Annotated in this window: 12 protein-coding genes; 5 read left to right on the forward strand and 7 right to left on the reverse strand. The window is 66.2% G+C overall.

All coding sequences use genetic code 11. The features are described 5' to 3' along the window. Positions 1-12 precede the first annotated feature (12 nt). The 4 genes from EJB06_RS05015 to EJB06_RS05030 form a co-directional block, all read right to left on the reverse strand. Positions 13-915 carry a hypothetical protein gene (locus EJB06_RS05015; RefSeq protein WP_126072887.1) on the reverse strand — a complete coding sequence of 301 codons (903 nt, stop codon included), beginning with the start codon at positions 913-915 and terminating at the stop codon, positions 13-15. Positions 916-1,078: 163 nt separating this feature from the next. Next, positions 1,079-3,517, reverse strand: coding sequence for a TonB-dependent siderophore receptor (locus tag EJB06_RS05020; protein WP_126072888.1), 2,439 nt, complete (start codon positions 3,515-3,517; stop codon positions 1,079-1,081). Positions 3,518-3,610: 93 nt separating this feature from the next. Further along, positions 3,611-4,612: a FecR domain-containing protein gene (locus EJB06_RS05025; protein ID WP_126072889.1), complete on the reverse strand. Its 1,002-nt coding sequence runs from the start codon at positions 4,610-4,612 to the stop codon at positions 3,611-3,613. Further along, entirely contained in the window at positions 4,612-5,127 is a 516-nt protein-coding gene (locus tag EJB06_RS05030) for a sigma-70 family RNA polymerase sigma factor (protein ID WP_126072890.1), read from the reverse strand. The genes EJB06_RS05025 and EJB06_RS05030 overlap by 1 nt, the downstream gene beginning before the upstream one ends. Before the next feature lie 79 nt (positions 5,128-5,206). Here EJB06_RS05030 and EJB06_RS31725 point away from each other — a divergent pair, with 79 nt between their 5' ends. From EJB06_RS31725 to EJB06_RS05045, 4 genes are all read left to right on the forward strand, one after another. Beyond that, the gene (locus tag EJB06_RS31725) at positions 5,207-5,377 is read left to right on the forward strand and encodes a hypothetical protein (protein WP_164557800.1); all 171 of its coding nucleotides are present in this window, start codon (positions 5,207-5,209) and stop codon (positions 5,375-5,377) included. Positions 5,378-5,594: 217 nt separating this feature from the next. After that, positions 5,595-8,609 (forward strand): reprolysin-like metallopeptidase, encoded by a 3,015-nt coding sequence (locus tag EJB06_RS05035; RefSeq protein ID WP_229426935.1) that lies wholly within the window; start codon positions 5,595-5,597, stop codon positions 8,607-8,609. 83 nt (positions 8,610-8,692) lie between these two features. Continuing rightward, on the forward strand, positions 8,693-9,259 hold the full coding sequence (locus EJB06_RS05040; RefSeq protein ID WP_126072891.1) for a cohesin domain-containing protein: 567 nt from the start codon (positions 8,693-8,695) through the stop codon (positions 9,257-9,259). 316 nt (positions 9,260-9,575) lie between these two features. After that, positions 9,576-10,574, forward strand: a complete 999-nt coding sequence (locus EJB06_RS05045) for a hypothetical protein (RefSeq protein WP_126072892.1) — start codon at positions 9,576-9,578, stop codon at positions 10,572-10,574. A gap of 26 nt (positions 10,575-10,600) precedes the next feature. Here the strand turns inward: EJB06_RS05045 and EJB06_RS05050 are convergent, their stop codons facing one another. After that, positions 10,601-11,755 carry an epoxide hydrolase family protein gene (locus EJB06_RS05050; protein WP_126072893.1) on the reverse strand — a complete coding sequence of 385 codons (1,155 nt, stop codon included), beginning with the start codon at positions 11,753-11,755 and terminating at the stop codon, positions 10,601-10,603. A gap of 164 nt (positions 11,756-11,919) precedes the next feature. On the opposite strand from EJB06_RS05050, the gene EJB06_RS05055 reads away from it, so the two are divergent. Next, positions 11,920-12,576 (forward strand): TetR/AcrR family transcriptional regulator, encoded by a 657-nt coding sequence (locus tag EJB06_RS05055; protein WP_126072894.1) that lies wholly within the window; start codon positions 11,920-11,922, stop codon positions 12,574-12,576. An 893-nt stretch (positions 12,577-13,469) separates the two neighbouring features. Here the strand turns inward: EJB06_RS05055 and EJB06_RS05060 are convergent. Together EJB06_RS05060 and EJB06_RS05065 are read right to left on the reverse strand one after the other, a co-directional pair. Further along, complete coding sequence (locus tag EJB06_RS05060; protein WP_126072895.1) at positions 13,470-15,986, reverse strand: TonB-dependent receptor plug domain-containing protein; 2,517 nt, start codon at positions 15,984-15,986, stop codon at positions 13,470-13,472. Between the two features lie 131 nt (positions 15,987-16,117). Then, positions 16,118-16,957 carry a type 1 glutamine amidotransferase domain-containing protein gene (locus tag EJB06_RS05065; protein ID WP_126072896.1) on the reverse strand — a complete coding sequence of 280 codons (840 nt, stop codon included), beginning with the start codon at positions 16,955-16,957 and terminating at the stop codon, positions 16,118-16,120. Positions 16,958-16,988 lie beyond the last annotated feature (31 nt).

Raw genomic sequence — 16,988 nt, forward strand, 5'->3', positions numbered from 1 at the left:
GTGCCATGCGGCTCAGGAAACCAGTTGCTGTGCCGTGGCGCCCGTCTTGAAAACCTTGGTGCTGGCCGATTCCTGCCAGGGATTGCGCTGGGCGCCGGCCTGCTCGTCCAATCGTGCGCTCAGGGTGACTGCCGTCAGATGTTCGAGCCCGGATGGCCCGCTCAGCGGGACGGCAGATTGCAGCGGGACCTGAAAGCCGCCGCTGAAGTAAGCTGTTCCGTCCAGGCGCCATTGGCTGGCGCACGGACCGATCAGCGCGAAGGTGACGGCGATGATGCGGCGAGCTTCGCCGCGGGTGCCGCAGAATTTACCGCTCTTGACCATCGGCAGCGCGCCGCCGCCTTCGACCACGATGTTGTAGGCCAGGTCGACGCCGTCGGGTCGGTCGGGCCACACCACCTGGAAGCCTTCCAGGCGCAGCGGGCTGTCCGGGTCGCCCAGCGGCTGGCCGGGCGCGGCGACGACATCGCCGTGGCGCTCGACATGGCCGATCAGGGTGATGCCGTGGAGGCCGACTTCGATGCCCGCCGGTGCCGGCGCCGGCGCGGGCGCCGGGACGGCGCGCGGCGCCAGGGTGCGAGCGGCGGCGGGTGTCGCGGATGTCGCGGATGTGGGGGATGAAGGCCGGTCGAGTCCGATCTGGTCGACCCGCAGCGCCGGCACCGGGTCGCCCTGTTGTGCGAGGAAGGCGGTGACGAGCAGGCTGACGGGACCCTCGCTGATGTGCACGACGATGCAATCGCTGCCGTCGCGCAGGAGCGCATGGTGGGTGCCCGCCGTGCCCAGCGTTTCCATCTTGCCCTCGCCGGGCGTGCCGGGAGCGCGTGCGATGGACAGCGGTGCCATGCCCTGCTTGGGATGGCGCAGGATGTACATGCCAGGCTGAAGTAGAACTGTGGAACCGGTAATTTCCATACGGTACGCCACCCCCAAAAAATAGTTTCTTGGCTAAGTTTCCTATGCAAAAACTATAGCGCAAAGCAAGCGTGCGCACGGCTGACTTGCTAGCTATTTTTTTCGGGTGTTGTAAAAGCAGCTCAGGCGGCGCTTACTGCTGAGCTAGTACGCCGCCGCCGTATCACCAGCGATAATGAGCAGTGGCAACGAGCTCGCGCCGGTCGCCCGGATAGCAGTCGCCGTCGCTGCAATTGCCGAGATGTTTCTTGTCGAACAGGTTGCGCGCGTTCAAGGATAATTCCCAATGCGTGCCGATGTGGTAGCCGAGGCGCGCATCGAACAGGGTCACGCCCGGCACCCAGCGCGTGTTCTGGAAGTCCGGCACCTTGCTGTTATAACGCACGCCGACGCCGGCTTTCAGGCCGCCCGCCCAGTCGCCCGGCACGCGCGCGTTCAGCCACAGGGTCGCCTTGTGGGCCGGCACCAGGCCGTTCTTGCGTCCCACCAATGCCGGATTGGTGTCGCGCGTCACCCGCGCGTCGGTGTAGCTGTAGCTGGCGGTGGTATCGATTCCGCGCGCCAGGCTGGCGTTCGCTTCGAGCTCCAGGCCGCGCGAGCCGACTTCGCCGCGCTGCACGTTGAAGCCCTGGTGCAGGGGATCGGCGGCGGCCACGTTTTGCTGGACGATGTCGAACACGGCGGCCGACAGCATGGCGTTGGTGCCGGCCGGCTCGTAGCGCACGCCGACCTCGTACTGGCGCCCGCCGGTCGGCTTGAACCTGACGCCGTCGAAGGTGGCGCCGCTCTGCGGCTCGAACGAGGTGGAATAGCCCGCGTACGGCGACACCCCGCCCGGCAGCAGCCAGACTGCGCCCAGGCGGCCGGTGGTCTTGTTGGTGTTGACCGGGCCGTCGACCCAGGCGGCGATCGCGTGTTCGCGGAAGCGGTCGCGCCGCAAGCCGGCCACGATCACGAAGCGCTCGTCGAACTTGGCCTGGTTTTGCAGGTACACGCCGGTCTGGCGCGTGCTGGCCTGGTAGTCGGGGCGCAGCTGCGGCTCGCTGAACGGGCCGCTGCCGGTGACCAGGTCGAAGCGCGTGTCGGGCGGGGTGCCGCGGAAGGAGGCGCCGGTGATCTTGCTCAGGTCGACGCCGGCGATGGTCGTGTTGGCCCACTTGCCGGCGTTCCACTTGAACTCCATGTAGTTGTCGGTCTGGCGCGTGTCGGTGTCGTCGGCGATGTACTGCGCGCGGCGCGTGACCACCGTGTTGCTGACCAGGCCGGTGAGGAAATGGACCCGGTAATCGAGCTTGACCGTGGCGTAGCGGCTGCGGCTGTGAAAGCTGAGCTGCTCGTTGATGCGCTTGTCGAACAGCACCCCGGCCGACCATTGATCGCGCTCGAAGCCGTCCCAGCCTTTCTGCGCGACCGGGATGTAATAGCCCAGCACCTCGGGATATTTGAAGGGATAGGCGTCGCCGGCGATGCGGTCTTCCTGGTAGTTGGCCAGCACGGTCAGGCTGGTGTCGCGGTCGATCTTCCAGGTCAGCGAGGGCGCGATGTAGCGCTCCTTCTTGGTGCTGCCCGGCGTCATCAGGTCGTACTGCTCGTTCAGGCCGACCAGGCGGTACAGCAGCGAGCCGTCCGCGTTCAGGGGGCCGGCAATGTCGCCGGCCACGCCGCGCCGGTCGATGTCGCCGGCGCGCACGCGCAGTTCGCCCTGGGCCTCGTCGGTCGGCCGCTTGGTGATCGAATTGACGGTGCCGCCGGGAACGGTGCTGCCGAACAGCAGGGAGGCCGGGCCGCGCAGGAATTCGACGCGCTCCACGCCGTAGCTGTTCAGGCGCGGCACCGCGTACATATTGCCGGCGTCGCGCAAGCCGTCGCGGTAGTTGCCGCCGTTGGTGTTGCCGATGCCGCGCACGATCGACCAGTCATAGCGGTCGTCGCGGCCATAGGTGCGCGGCGTAAAGCCCGGCACGTATTCGAGCGCTTCGGCCAGGTTGGAGACGCCGCGCGCATCGAGGTTGTCGCGCGTGACGACCGAGATCGACTGCGCAATTTCGCGCGTGGCGGTGTCGCTCTTGCTGCCCGTGCTGCTGCGTTTGGCGACGTAGCCGGCCAGCGGCGCGGTGGCGCTCCCGCCGTCGGCCTGGGCCGTGACCGTAATGTCGGACAGGGCCTGGGTGCGTGCCGGCGGCGCCGCCGCCGGTGCGGCGGCGGGCGCGGGGGCCTGCCTGAGCAGCACGTAGCCGCCATTGGCTTGCGCCACGGCAGTCAGGCCGCTGCCCTGCAACAGGGCGGCCAGGCCGTCGGCCACGCCGTAGCTGCCGTTCAGCCCAGGGCTTTGCAGGCCCGCCGCGCTGGCGGTGGGGAAGGACAGCAAGATGCCCGCTTCGCGCCCGAAGCGGTTCAGCGCGCCTTCCAGCGCTCCGGCGGGGATGGCGTAGCTCTTGCGCGCCGGCGCGGCCTCGGCGGCCAGGGCGGCGCCGGGCAGGACGGCCGAGGCGAGGACGCCGCCGGCCAGCGCGTGGCCGATGGCGACCAGCAGGGCGCGCTGGGCAAAATGGGGCCGCGAACGGGGGTGTGGATGGTGGGACGCGTGGGTGCGTGGCCGCATGGTGGATTCCTTTTGCAAAGTTGACGGTGTTGAGTGCTCACCTTGCATGTCACGCGAGAACCGGAAACAGCTCACTTTTTTTGAAAATATTTTTTAGCGCCGCGCCGGGCGCACGCTGACCCAGTAGCGCGTGATGAAATGGATCTCCACCGGCAAGGTGGCGCGCAGGGTGTCGAGGATGCGGCCGGTGTCGGCCAGCGGGTAGCTGCCGGACACGCGCAGGTCGGCGACGGCGGCGTCGCAGCCCAGGCGGCCGTGCCGGTGGCGTCCGAGCTCGGCAAGAAAGTCGGCCAGGCGCATGCCGCTGGCGACCAGCATGCCGTCGGCCCAGGCGACGCTGTCGCCGTCGGCGGGACGGGTGTCGGCCACCGCGGCGGCGCTGAAACGGGCCTGCTGGCCGGCCTGGAGCACGCGCGGCGGCGCCTGCCCGGCGTCGCGCGGGCGGATCGCCACCGCGCCTTCGAACACGTCGACGCGGCTGCTGCCGGCGTGCTGGCGCACGGCGAAGCGGGTGCCGAGCGGGCGCAGTTCGCCTTCGGCGGTGGCGACGATGAAGGGGCGGGCGGCGCGGTCCCTGGCGGTGCTGACCAGGATGTCGCCGCTGACGAGGCGCAGGCGCCGTTCGCCGGCGCTGAAGCGCACGTCGACCGCGCTGCCGCTGTTGAGCGATACCTGGCTGCCGTCGGCCAGCACGATGGTGCGGCGCTGGCCGGTGCCGGTGCGGGCATCGGCGCGCCATTCGCGCCACGGCGTCGCCTGGTGCGCCAGCCAGGCGCCGCCGCCGGCGCACAGCAGGGCGGCCACGGTCTTGGCGGCGGCGCGCCGGGGCAGGGGACGCGCGGGGACGGCCGGCGTATCGAGCAGCACCGCGTGGGCCAGCGGCGAGGGCACGGCCGCGCCGCGCCAGCGCGCGTTGACGGCGGCGATGTGCTGCCAGGCGCGTTCGTGCTCGGGGTGGGCGGCGCGCCATTGCTGCACGGCGGCGCGGGTGGCGTCGCCGGCCTCGCCGGACTGCAGTTCGACCAGCCACTCGACCGCCTGGCGCGCCACGGCGGCGCGGACCGGGACGCTGGCGCCAGGATCGCGCGCCGCCATCAATCGGGCGTCAGGCCGAAGTAGCACTGCGCGCCGGCGCGCACCAGGTGGCGCTTGACCGTGCTCAGCGAGATGCCGAGTTCGGCCGCGATATCGGCCTGGTTCATGCCGTCGAGCTGGGCCAGCAGGAAGGCGCGCTTGACCTCGGCCGGCAGGCCGGCCAGCGCGGTGTCGATCTCGACCAGCGTTTCGAGCAGGATGGCGCGTTCTTCGGGCGAGGGCGCGAGCGGCGCCGGCACCAGCGCCAGCGCGTCCAGGTAGGCCCGTTCGATCTGTTCGCGGCGCCAGTGGTTGGCCAGGGTGCGCTGGGCCACGGTGGTGAGGAAGGCGCGCGGCTGCCCGATCGCGACCGGTTCCTCGCGCGCCAGCAGGCGCAGGAAGACGTCATGCGCGAGATCGGCGGCGCGCTGCGAGCAGCCGAGCTTATTGCGCAGCCAGCCGTGCAGCCATCCGTGGTGGTGGCTGTAGAGCTGGTGGACCTGCTGCTGAAGAAGCGCCGGCGCGGCAACGGACATGGCACGATTCCTGGTCAGGTGCCCTGCACCGACAAATGTGAATGAGAATTATTATCATTATAGACGACACCCGTATTGCATGGCAATTTCAATCGGTTGCGCGGGCACGGTCTCGCCCACGGCCCGGCGGCGCGCCACCGATATGCGGGTACAGGCGCGGACCGCGTCCGCGCGCGCGGCGGTGGCGGCCTTCAAGGCGCTCGGCGGTGGCTGGCAGGACAGCGGAGCGGAGCGGCTGGCAAGCGAGTAGTCGCCCCGCTGTGGCCGGCTTATGTCGTCTTTTCAAAAAGAAAAAATTAATCTTGTGCCAAATGGTAATCCAGCAATACTATGACAACAGTTTAGTTGCTTTAATTGCAGCGAGACCAGGGCGGCATTTAGCGACAGCCTGTCCTCAGATACGGAACCAAGCACAGGAAGACATCTCACGACGAACGATTATTCACCAAGCCGCGAAAGGGTAACGCATGACAATGAAGCCTTGGAATCCGCTGTACAACGGCGGGTTGCACCATCCGCGTAGCGCCGCATGCAAGAAATCCTCTCTTGCCTTATGTATTGCCCTGGCCTTTGCCGCCGCCGCGCCAGTCGCGCAGGCGGCCGCAGCCGGTCCCGCCGCCGCAGCAGCGGCAGTTTCCACCCAACGCGCCGCCCCGTACTGGCAGGACGCGACAGTCGCCACCGGCCGCATGGGCATCGCCAGCGCCAAGACCCCGGCCCTCGCGCTCAAGCGCTTCCGTGGCGCCACCCTGGACGCGGCCGGCATGGCATCGCTCACCGCCAGCGCCCCGCTCGAACGCGGCAGCGGCACACTGGCCGCCAGCCAGACGATTTCCCTTCCGCATCCGGACGGCGGCTACCAGCGCTTCACCCTGGTCGAATCGCCCATCATGGAAGCCGGCCTGGCTGCCAGGCATCCCGGCATCAAGACCTACAAGGGCAGGGGCATCGACGACCCTAGCGCCACCTTGCGCATGGACATCACCCCGCTCGGCCTGCACGCCTCGGTGCGCTCGGCCAATGGCGGCTGGTATGTCGACCCCTATTATCATCTCGACACCAGCCTGTACGCCAGCTACAGCCGCAGCGACCTGATCAACCAGCATGGCCCGCTGATCGAAGGCGCGCTGCCGGAAGCGCAACTGGCGCTGTCGCAGTCCTTCTATAAAGAAGGGGTCCCGGTCGAGGTGCGCGGCACCGGTTTCGTGCCCGGCGCCAGCGTCAGCCTGACCGTGCGCGGCGAAGGCGATAGCGCCGCGCTGCACAGCGCCGTCGCCACGGCCGACGCCAAAGGCACGATCAGCGTCACCTTGCCGGCCGGCCGCGCCGGCGCGTTCGAACTGTCCGCCACCGACGGCAAGAGTGCCAGCGCCGCGCCGTTCCGCGTGATGGATGGCGACATGGCGCCCAATGTGGCCGTGGCCGACCAGTTGCGCACCTACCGGCTGGCGCTGGTCACCGACCCGACCTACGCCAGCTATTTCGGCGGGTCGGCCAATGTGACCGCCGCCAAGGTCACCCTGATCAACCGCGTCACCCAGATCTACGAAGACGAAACCGCGATCCGCCTGGTGCTGATCGACGCCACCGACGCCCTCAACCTCGACACCCCGGCCCAGATGACCGAAGCCAACGGCCCGTGCGGCACGGCGGCCTGCTTCACGCCGGCCCAGGCCTCCGGTTGCGGCAGCGGCACCCTGACGCGCAACCGCGTCGTCACGGGCCTGCTGGCCGGGGCCGGCAACTTCGACGTCGGCCACATTGCCCTCGGCCTGAACGGCGGCGGCGTCGCAAGCCTGGGCGTGGTCGGCGCCAATGCCAAGGCGCAGGGCTGCACCGGCCTGCCGGTGCCGATCGGCGACTCGTTCGCGGTCGACTACGTCGCGCATGAACTCGGCCACCAGTTTGCGGGCAACCACACCTTCAACGGCGTGACCTCCAACTGCAGCGGCGGCAACCGCAATCCCGGCACCTCGGTCGAAGTCGGCAGCGGCTCGTCGATCATGGCCTATGCCGGCATCTGCAGCACCGACAACCTGCAACCGCACAGCGATCCGTACTGGTCGCAGCGCAGCTTCGACGAAATCGTGGCCTACACATCGAGCGCCGAATCGACCCTGAACGAAGTGCAGATTGCCGCGCTGCGCGGCTTCAACACGGCCGGCCAGCAATTCCGCATCAGCGTCAACGGCAACCTGTCGGCGCCGATCGTACGCGGGACGAATTTCACCACCGGCGGGGTCAAGGCCGCGCTGGAAGGCAGCCCGGGCTGGCCGGCGGGCGCCACGGTGACCGTCAGCGCCCTGTCCGACAGCGCGTTTACCGTGACCTTCAACGGCGCCCTGGCCGGCGTCGATGTCGCACCATTGCAACTGGTGGACTGCACGGCGGGCTGCAGCGGCTTCTTCGGCGAAGTGGCCGTGGGCGGGCCGACCAAGCGCGGCGGCACCGTGGCGTCGACCGGCAACAACGCGCCTGTCGTGACCGTGCCGGCCAGCTACACGATTCCGGTGCGCACGCCGTTCGCGCTGACCGGCAGCGCATCCGACGCCGATGGCGACCCGCTCACCTACATGTGGGAGCAGAACGACCGGGGTGCGTCCAGCGGCACCGGCCTGACCAGCAACACCAAGCTCAACGGTCCGCTGTTCCGCCAGTTCGGCACCCGCGCCACCGTCACCGCGGCCGGCACGATCGAATACAACTCGCCGGGCGAAAACCACACGACGGCCGACCCGACGCGGGTGTTCCCGGACATGCTGCAGATCCTGTCGAATAACACCAACGCCGTCACGGGCGCCTGCGCCACCGCCGCCACGCCGCCGAGCCTGGCCAACATCGAGTGCTACTCGGAGTACCTGCCGACCGCCGCCTACGTCGGACTGGCCGGCACCAATGCCTCGCCGGCCTCGCTCAACTTCAAGCTGACGGTGCGCGACGGCAGGGGCGGCGTCAACAGTGCCGGCACCAGGCTGGTGCTGGCGCCGGGCGCCGGCCCGTTCCTGGTGACGTCGCAGAATACGGCGGCGACGCTCGATCCGGGTTCGCTGCAGACCGTCACCTGGGACGTCGCCAACACCGATGTGGCGCCGGTCGGCGTGGGCAGCGTGAACATTGCGCTGTCGACCGACGGCGGCAAGACCTGGCCGGTGTTGCTCGCTGAAGGCGTGCCGAACAACGGCAGCGCCACGGTTACCTTGCCGTCGGCGCCGGCCTCGGCGGCGCGGATCAAGGTGGAAGCGGTCGGGAATGTGTTCTTCGACATTTCGAATGCGGATGTCGGCATTCACCTGGCGGGCGACCAGAACCTCGACGGCAATGTCGACTGCGTCGACCTGGCGCTGGTCAAGGCCGCGTTCGGCAAACGCACGGGCCAGGAAGGCTTCGATGCGCGCGCCGACGTGGTGGCCGACGGCATGGTCAATGCACGCGACCTCACTTTCGTAGCGCAGCGCCTGGCAAAAGGCGCCGCCTGCAACTGACCGACGCATGGCCGGGCGGGCGTGCGCGCTTGCGCCCGGCCCTTACCGCATATTGAGCCCCATGGGGCGATAGGACGAATCAGATGACGACATTCAAAAAAATCTTTGCGGGCATGCTGCTCGCTGCCAGCACGCAGGCCTTTGCCGTTCCGACGCTGTCGGTGAGCGCACAGCCGGCGCCGGTGGTGTCCGGTGGCAAGGTGGACCTGGCGGTGAACATTTCGGATATTACCGACCTGTACGGATACCAGTTCACCCTGAGCTTCGATGCGGCGCTGCTGAAGGCGAGCGTTTTCACCGAGGGCACGTTTTTGAGCGGCGCCGGCGCCACCTTCAGCGACGGCGGCACGGTCGACAACGCGACCGGCACGATTTCGTACGTGTTCAACACCTTGATCGGCGCGGGGGCGGGCGCCTCCGGCAGCGGACAGCTGGGGCTGTTCAGTTTCGATAGTTTCGGCAACGGCAATGCGGCGGTGACCTTGTCCGACGTGCTGTTCCTCGATGCTAATCAGAACGAGATTGCCGTCGTGGCAGACGGGGCGACGGTGCAGGTGGTGCCGGAACCGGAAAGCTTCCTGCTGGTCGGAATCGGGCTGGCGGCGGCGGGCGTGGTCCGGCGGCGACATCAGGTGGCGGCGCGTCGCTGATCGATGTCCACTCTGGTGCCATGTCCACTCTGGTGCCAGGTCTGACAATCGGACACGAGCTCAGCATTGTCCACTCTGGTGCCAGGTCTGACAATCTGTCCACTCTGGTGCCAGGTCTGACAATCGGACACGAGCTCAGCATAAGGTTGCTTGCTCATTGCTTTAGGGCCGAGGTCGCATACGCTTGTCAGATCTGATACCAATCGCGGTGACCATGCCGGTTCCTTCAACCTGAATACGCCACGTCGCCCGATGTGGCGGATTGTTTGAGTCCGGCTATTGTATAAACATGCAGGAAAGCCTCGGCTGACACAGTATGGCAAAATCGATTGTCGCGTTAATACTCGCTGCAATGTCGGCACTTCTTTTTTTAAAGTTCGTGCGGCGTTGGCAAAGTGAACGCCAGCGCATCCTGCGTCGACAAATGCGCATCATTCGGTCATGGCGAGCATTTGCAAAACGCGCAGTGATTGTAGAGATGCTGCATCTCCTGGGGTTGGCGAGTGTTTTACTCGCAAGTGCGCTCTGGCTTGCAGGATGGACGCTGGCGCACGAGATCAGTTTCGCCATTGCCGGGCTTTTATTGACTGTGGCTGGCGTCTGCGAGATCACGGTCAGCACATCACGTGCCATTCGTTTCGCCTGGGCGCCGACCGTCGGGAAGGTTCTGGCATTTTCCTTATGCGTGATCCTCGCGGCGGCAAGCCTTTCATTTTCGAAGCAGATCGTTCACTCACTATCGCGTATCGATCCCAAATATCTGGCCGAGTTCACCGCAATACTGGCATCGCTCGTGTTGCCGTTAATTTACATGACCATTGCCGCTGCATTGCTGGCAGTTTTTGCGTTTTTTCAGGTTCTGCTCGTTGGACTGCTGGCGATAGGTAACTCTCTCTTTGCGCAAGCGAAGCCGTTTGTCGAAAAGAGAACGCGGGACAGACTATCCCTGTTCTGGTACCGCATCCGTAACGGGAAAAAACCTCCAGCGGGCACCGAACTGCGTTTCGAGTTTCTATCGCAGTCGGAGATTTCGCTGATCGTGTCGCCGATGGCGAAAATGGCGGTCGTTGTCGTGCTCGGGGGAGGTTTGCAGATGCTCATCGACGGTTATCCAATTTTGCGGCCGTCACTCGCCCGAGCGCTGGTAGTGCTCGAATATCGAACTGGCGGGGCCTGTCACAATATCGATGCCAGCCTTCCAGTTGTATATATGGACGACGGATGGGCGTCGGTGGCGCGTCTAACAAACACTGGGTATGTATTCACGACAGAAAAGTGCGAATTCGATGCGCCAAACCTTGTGGTCCCCAAGTAGTTTTTTCGAGGTCGTCGCAGCCCGGATTAGCGCGCGACACGGAAGGTCGCCCGAACCTCGTCGACGAAGACCGCAGGCTGTTCCAGCGCGGCAAAATGCCCGCCGTGCTCCAGCTCGTTAAAGTGGACCAGCATGGCAAAGCGCCGTTCCGCCCAGCGCTTCGACAGCCGGATCTGTTCACCCGGGAACATGCTGATTCCGGTCGGCGTCGGCATCGGCGCCGATGGCATGCCGCCGTGGCGCATTGCCTGCATGGCTTCCCAATATAAACGCGCCGAGCTGGCGCCCGTGTTGGGCAGCCAGTACAGCATGATGTCGTCGATGATCTCGTCCAGTTCGAAAGCGCTCTCGGCGTTGCTGCCGCTGTCGGACACATCCTGGAACAGCGCGTAGATCCATGCCGCCAGGCCCACCGGCGAGTCCGCCAGGCCGAAGCCGACCGATTGCGGGCGCGTGCTCTGCAGCTTGTAATAGCCCGAGAATTCCTGCTCGTAGCGCCGGGCGTCGTCGAGCATCGCCTGTTCGTCCGGGGTGGCGTCGGCGCGTTCCTGTTCGGTGGGCTGGAACATGGCCATGTTCAGGTGGATGCCGATCAGGCCCGGCGGCGCCATATAGCCCAGCGTCGTGGTGACGGCGGCGCCCCAGTCGCCTCCTTGCGCCGCCCAGCGTGCGTAGCCCAAGCGGTCCATCAGCGCCGTCCACGCCTGCGCGATGCGGCCGACGTTCCAGCCGGTGCCGGCCGGCTTGCGCCAGAAGCCGAAGCCGGGCAGCGAGGGAATCACCAGATGAAAGGCGTCGCTGGCCTTGCCGCCGTGGGCGGCCGGATCGGTGAGCGCGCCGATGACCTTGCGAAATTCCAGCACCGACCCCGGCCAGCCGTGCGTGAGCAGCAGCGCAATCGCATCGGGCTCGGGCGAGCGCACGTGCAGGAAATGGATGTCGAGCCCATCGATCCCGGTCCGATACTGGCCCCAACCGTTGAGCAGGGTCTCGCAGCGGCGCCAGTCGTAGCCATCCTGCCAGCGGGCGACCAGCGCGCGCAGCTTGGCCAGTTGCGGGCCCTGGCTGGTGTCGGGCACGGTATCCTCATCGGGCCAGCGGGTGTGGGCGAGGCGGCGTTGCAGATCGTCGAGGTCGGCCTGGGGAATGGACAGGTGGAATGGATGAACTGAGTCGGACATGGTGTTTCCCTCATGGTGTGCATGGGCTGGCCGGCGGCGGCGGCAGGGCAGGTGGGACGCGGGTACAATCAGCGGAATTGCTGGTTTTAAACTGAACTGAACGGTTCAGTCTGGATTAACACAGTTTCATTCGGTACAACGCACGATGGAGTTGGAAGGAACGTATGGACGCGGTAGAACACGACAAGCGAGGCGCCGGAGGGCGGCCCGCGGCGGGACGCAAGGGCGAGGTCGATGTCCGGATTCTCGACGCGGCAACGCGCTTGTTCCTGGCCTCGGGCTTCGACGCCACCAGCTGCGACCAGGTTGCCATCGATGCGCGCGCGGGCAAGGAGAGCATCTACGCGCGCTATGCCAACAAGGGGGCGCTGTTTGCTGCGGTGGTTGAGAGTAATCTTGCGCGCTTGTTCGGCGGCGGCGACATGGCGCAGGTCGCCGGTGGCTCCTTGCGCGAACGCATGACAGCGGCCGGCATGTGCGTGGTGGAGGAAGCTTTGCAGCCGGATGCGGTCGCTTTGCTACGTTTGCTGGTGGCGGAAGCGCCGCGTTTGCGGGACATGGTGCTCAGCGCCGATCAGTTGCGCTGGCGGATGGGCGTGCGGCGCGTCGCCGAGGCCATCGCGGCGGGCGCCTCGGGCGGCGATGCGGTGGCGAGGGCCAGCGCGCCTGCCGCACAGTTCATCGACCTCGTTCTTGCGCCGGCATTGATGCGCGCGCTGCTGGGTGAAGATCCCGCGCAACTGATGCAATCGGCAAATAAGCGGATTGGCGCAGCGATCGACATCCTCGTCGCAGCGGGCGAATTGGATAGCTGGGATTAATGCAAGGTGAGCTGGGCCGAGACAGGCCAACCCTTATAGCAGAGCTCATGTCCACTTCGGTGACAGGCACCCAGGTGGACAATCAAGGCTGAGCCCGTGTCCACTTCGGTGACAGGCACCAGGTGGACAGGCACCAGGTGGACAAAAGCAGAGCTCGTGTCCGTTTGTCAGACCTGACACCGAAGTGGACAAATACAAGGTGAGCTGAGCCGAGACAGGCCAGCCCTTATAGCAGAGCTCATGTCCACTTCGGTGACAGGCATCCAGGTGGACATTTAAGGCCGAGCCCGTGTCCACTTCGGTGACAGGCACCCAGCTGGACAAAAGCAGAGCTCGTGTCCGTTTGTCAGACCTGACACCGAAGTGGACAAATACAAGGTGAGCTGAGCCGAGACAGGCCAGCCCTTATAGCAGAGCTCATGTCCACTTCGGTGACAGCCATCCAGGTGGACATTTAAGGCCGAGCCCGTGTCCACTTCGGTGACAGGCACCCAGCTGGACAAAAGCAGAGCTCGTGTCCGTTTGTCAGACCTGACACCGAAGTGGACAAATACAAGGTGAGCTGAGCCGAGACAGGCCAGCCCTTATAGCAGAGCTCATGTCCACTTCGGTGACAGGCATCCAGGTGGACATTTAAGGCCGAGCCCGTGTCCACTTCGGTGACAGGCACCCAGCTGGACAAAAGCAGAGCTCGTGTCCGTTTGTCAGACCTGACACCGAAGTGGACATTTGTCAGACCTGACACCGAAGTGGACATTTGTCAGACCTGACACCGAAGTGGACATTTGTCAGACCTGACACCGAAGTGGACATTTGTCAGACCTGACACCGAAGTGGACATTTGTCAGACCTGACACCGAAGTGGACATCCAGGTGGACACCAATCGCGCGCGTCAGAACTTGTAGCTGGCCCGCGCGTACACGAACCGTCCCGAGCGCCCGAACGGTGCGCGGTTGGCGTACGGAACCGCCGCCGTGGTGTTGAGCGAGGCCGGCACCGGGTCGGAGTACACGTCGAACAGATTGTCCGCACCCAATGCCAGGGTGGCGCCGCCAGCCAGCGTGTAGCGCGCTTCCAGGTTCACCACCGTCTTCGGCGTGAGCCAGAAGTCGGTAGCTGCCGTGCTGCCCGCCGACAAAACCTTGCCGTAGCGCGTGGCATTGAAGGTCGCGCCCCACTGCGCCAGCTTCCAGCGCGCACTCGCACTGATCTTGTTCTTCGGCTGGCCCTCTTCGATCCCCAATACATTGGCACGCCCGAACAGCGATGGCGCCGGACTGAGCGCTGCCAGCTGCGCCGTGACCGGCACGCGCGTCACGTCGGTCGTATTGAAATTGCCCGCCAGGGTCAGGTCGAGCAGACCCGCAGTACTGCGCAGCGGCAGGTTCGCCACCACGTCGACGCCGGTCGTCGTCGAGTTCACGCCATTGATGAAGAAGCGGCTGCCGCCCACGCCGGTATAGCCATTCGCGCTCAGGAACTGGCGCACATTGGCTTGGGTCAGGTTTTCACTGAGCACGATGCGGTCGCGAATCTTGATGCGGTAGGCGTCGACCGTCAGGTTGAGCTGGCCGATCCGCGCCACCGCACCGAGCGCGACGTTGACCGATTTTTCCGCCTCCAGCGGCTTTGCGCCGAGCGCGACGGCGACCGGATCGTCGGGCCGGAAGGTGGCGATATTGAAGGCCGCGCCATCGATGAAGGTCATCGCGGTAGACGTATAGAACTGCTGCTGCGGCGATGGCGCGCGCAAGCCGTTCTGCAGCGAGCCGCGCAGGCCGAAGGCCGGCGAGAAGTCGTAGCGCGTGGCCAGCTTGCCGGTGACGTTGCTGCCGAAGTCGGAATACCGTTCGGCGCGCACCGCGAGCGAGGTCAGCAACTCCGGCGTCAGCTTGGTTTCCAGGTCGAGGAAGGCGCCGATCGAATGACGCCCGCTGTCGATGGCGTTGGCGGGTGTGTAGCCGGGGAAAACCTGGGAGCCGGCCGCGCTCGGACGGCCGTCGGCCAGGGTAACCCCGCCGTAACGGTAGGAATCGGGCTCGCCGGCCCACAGCTCGTAGTTTTCGCGGCGCGCTTCGGCGCCCACGGCCACGTTCAGCGGCGCCGGCAGGATGGCGACGCTGAGCGGTTTCACGGCCGAAAAGTTCAGGGTCAGCTGGTCGTAGGCAAAGCCGCCGGCGTCGAAGTCGGTCTTGCTGGCCGCGCCGAGCGAGCGGTTGAGCGAGTTTTCGACCGTGAATGCCATCTTGTTGCGGCCGAAGCCGAGCGAGGCGTCGAAGTCCCAGCCCTGTGCGCTCCAGGCCAGGCCGCCGGTGCCGCTGACATCGTCGACCGTCGGCGCGATGACGGGCAGGTAGCCGTCCGGGTACACCGAGGCAATGTTCTCATCTTGCAGCGGGCGCCGGAAGAAGCCGGCCGCGCTCGAATCGCGCCGCTGGTAGCTGGCCGAACCGTACAGCTTGACGTCGCCCTGCAGGGGAATGCCGGCGTTGGCGAAGATGGTCGACTGCGTCAGTTCCGGTTCGCCGCCCCAGGTGTTGTAGCGCTTGATGGTTTGCTCGCGCGGGTCGAATTTGCCGTTGACGAGCGGATACTGCTGGCGCACGTCGTAGGCGCTGCGCTCGGTATGCGATTGCTTCTTGTATTCCGCCGCGACCGTCAGGAATCCATCCTCGCCCAGCGTAAAGCCCTTCCAGCCGCTGACGGTGGTGGTCTGGCCGTCGGTGCGCTTGCGCTTGTTCGGCACGTCGAGCGCCAGCCCGGCCGGCACGCTGCCGGTGTGGTAATCGTATTCGGAGATGCGTGCGCCGGTGCTGGCGCTGAACTCGCCGCCGCTGCGGTTTTCGCGCAGGCGGAAGTTGATGACGCCGGCAATCGCATCCGAGCCGTACTGGGCGGCGGCGCCGTCGCGCAGCACTTCCACCGTCTGGATGATGCCTGCCGGGATGGTGTTCAGGTCGGCCGAGGCCGAACCGCGCCCCACGGTGCCGTTGACGTTGACCAGTGCCGACGCATGGCGCCGTTTGGAATTGACCAGCACCAGGGCCTGGTCCGGCGCGAGGCCGCGCAGGGTGACCGGACGCACGGTGTCGGTGCCGTCGGTCAGGCCCGGACGCGGGAAGTTCAGCGCGGGCAGGGCGGCCGACAGCGCCTGGCTGACTTCGGTGACGCCATTGTTGTTGATCAGCTCGGCCGATACCACGTCGACCGGCGAGGCCGTGTCCAGCACGGAACGGTTCGACACGCGGGTGCCGGTTACCACCACGGCCGGCGCTGCGGCGTCGGCGGCGACAGCGGCACCGGAGCCGCCGGTCTGGGCCATGCCTGGCGCGTGCAGCGCCGCGATCGACATGGCCAGGATGCAGAGACGCAGACCTGCGGGGGCGCGCTGAAAACCGTGTTGCTTCATTCTGTTGACTCCTCAGTAGTGGGGCGCCGGCACTGCGGCCAAGCGGGGTGTCACTATAGAGGGTGCCTGGAGTTAACAGAACGACGCATTTCACATAAGCTTAGAAGCGCGCTCGCCCACCGTGGCCGGTGCTATTTTTTCAGGCGGTCCAGCAAGGCTTGCCCGACCTGCAAGGCCGATGCCGGATTCTGGCCGGTGATCAGTTCGCGGTCGGTGACGACATAGCCGGTCCACGGCGTGGCATTGCTGCTGTAGCGGGCGCCGGCGGTTTCCAGCGCGGTCTGGGGCAGCAGCTTCATCGTGCCGCCTTTGAGCGCCGCCTTCGCCAGGCCTTCTTCCTGGTTGCTGATCACGGTCATGCGGTAGCCGGCGTAGATCCAGCCCGGCGGCTTTGTCTTGCCGCCTTTTTCCATGCGGGCCACGCTGGCTCGCGCATCTGGCAGGGCCGACAACAACGCCGCCGGACCGTGGCACACCAGCGCGGTTGTCTTGCCGGCGTGGTGGAAATGGCTCAGCAGGCGCCCGAGCGGGGCGCTGCGGATCAGGTCTTGCATCGGCGCGTGGCCGCCCGGGATGTAGACGGCGTCGTAGCGTGCATAGCCGATCTGCTCGGCCCGCGCCAGGCTGATCACCGGAGAGCGCTGGCGGGAGCTGATGTCCAGCCTGTCGACCAGGCCCTGGTGCTGCTTCATGCTGGCCGCGTCGCCGCCGAAATACATCGGGTCGAGCGAGGTGGCGTCGACCGCCGGCGCTTTGCCGTTGGGCGTGGCGAAGGTGACGTCGTGGCCGGCGTCGAGCAGGAGCTTGAGCGGCTGGGCCAGTTCGTTGAGATAAAAGCCGGTCGGATAGGTCTTGCCATCCTTCAGGTCGAGGTGGTCGGCATCGGACAGGACCACCAGCACGTTGGCGGCCTGGCTGGCGCCTGCCAGGCTGAACAGCATGGCGGCGAGGAGGGGGTTAAGCAGCTTCATGGTCGGTTTCCTTCGGTAGTTAGCGTAGGCA

Source organism: Massilia atriviolacea, assembly GCF_003953935.1.
GTDB lineage: Bacteria > Pseudomonadota > Gammaproteobacteria > Burkholderiales > Burkholderiaceae_D > Telluria_A > Telluria_A atriviolacea.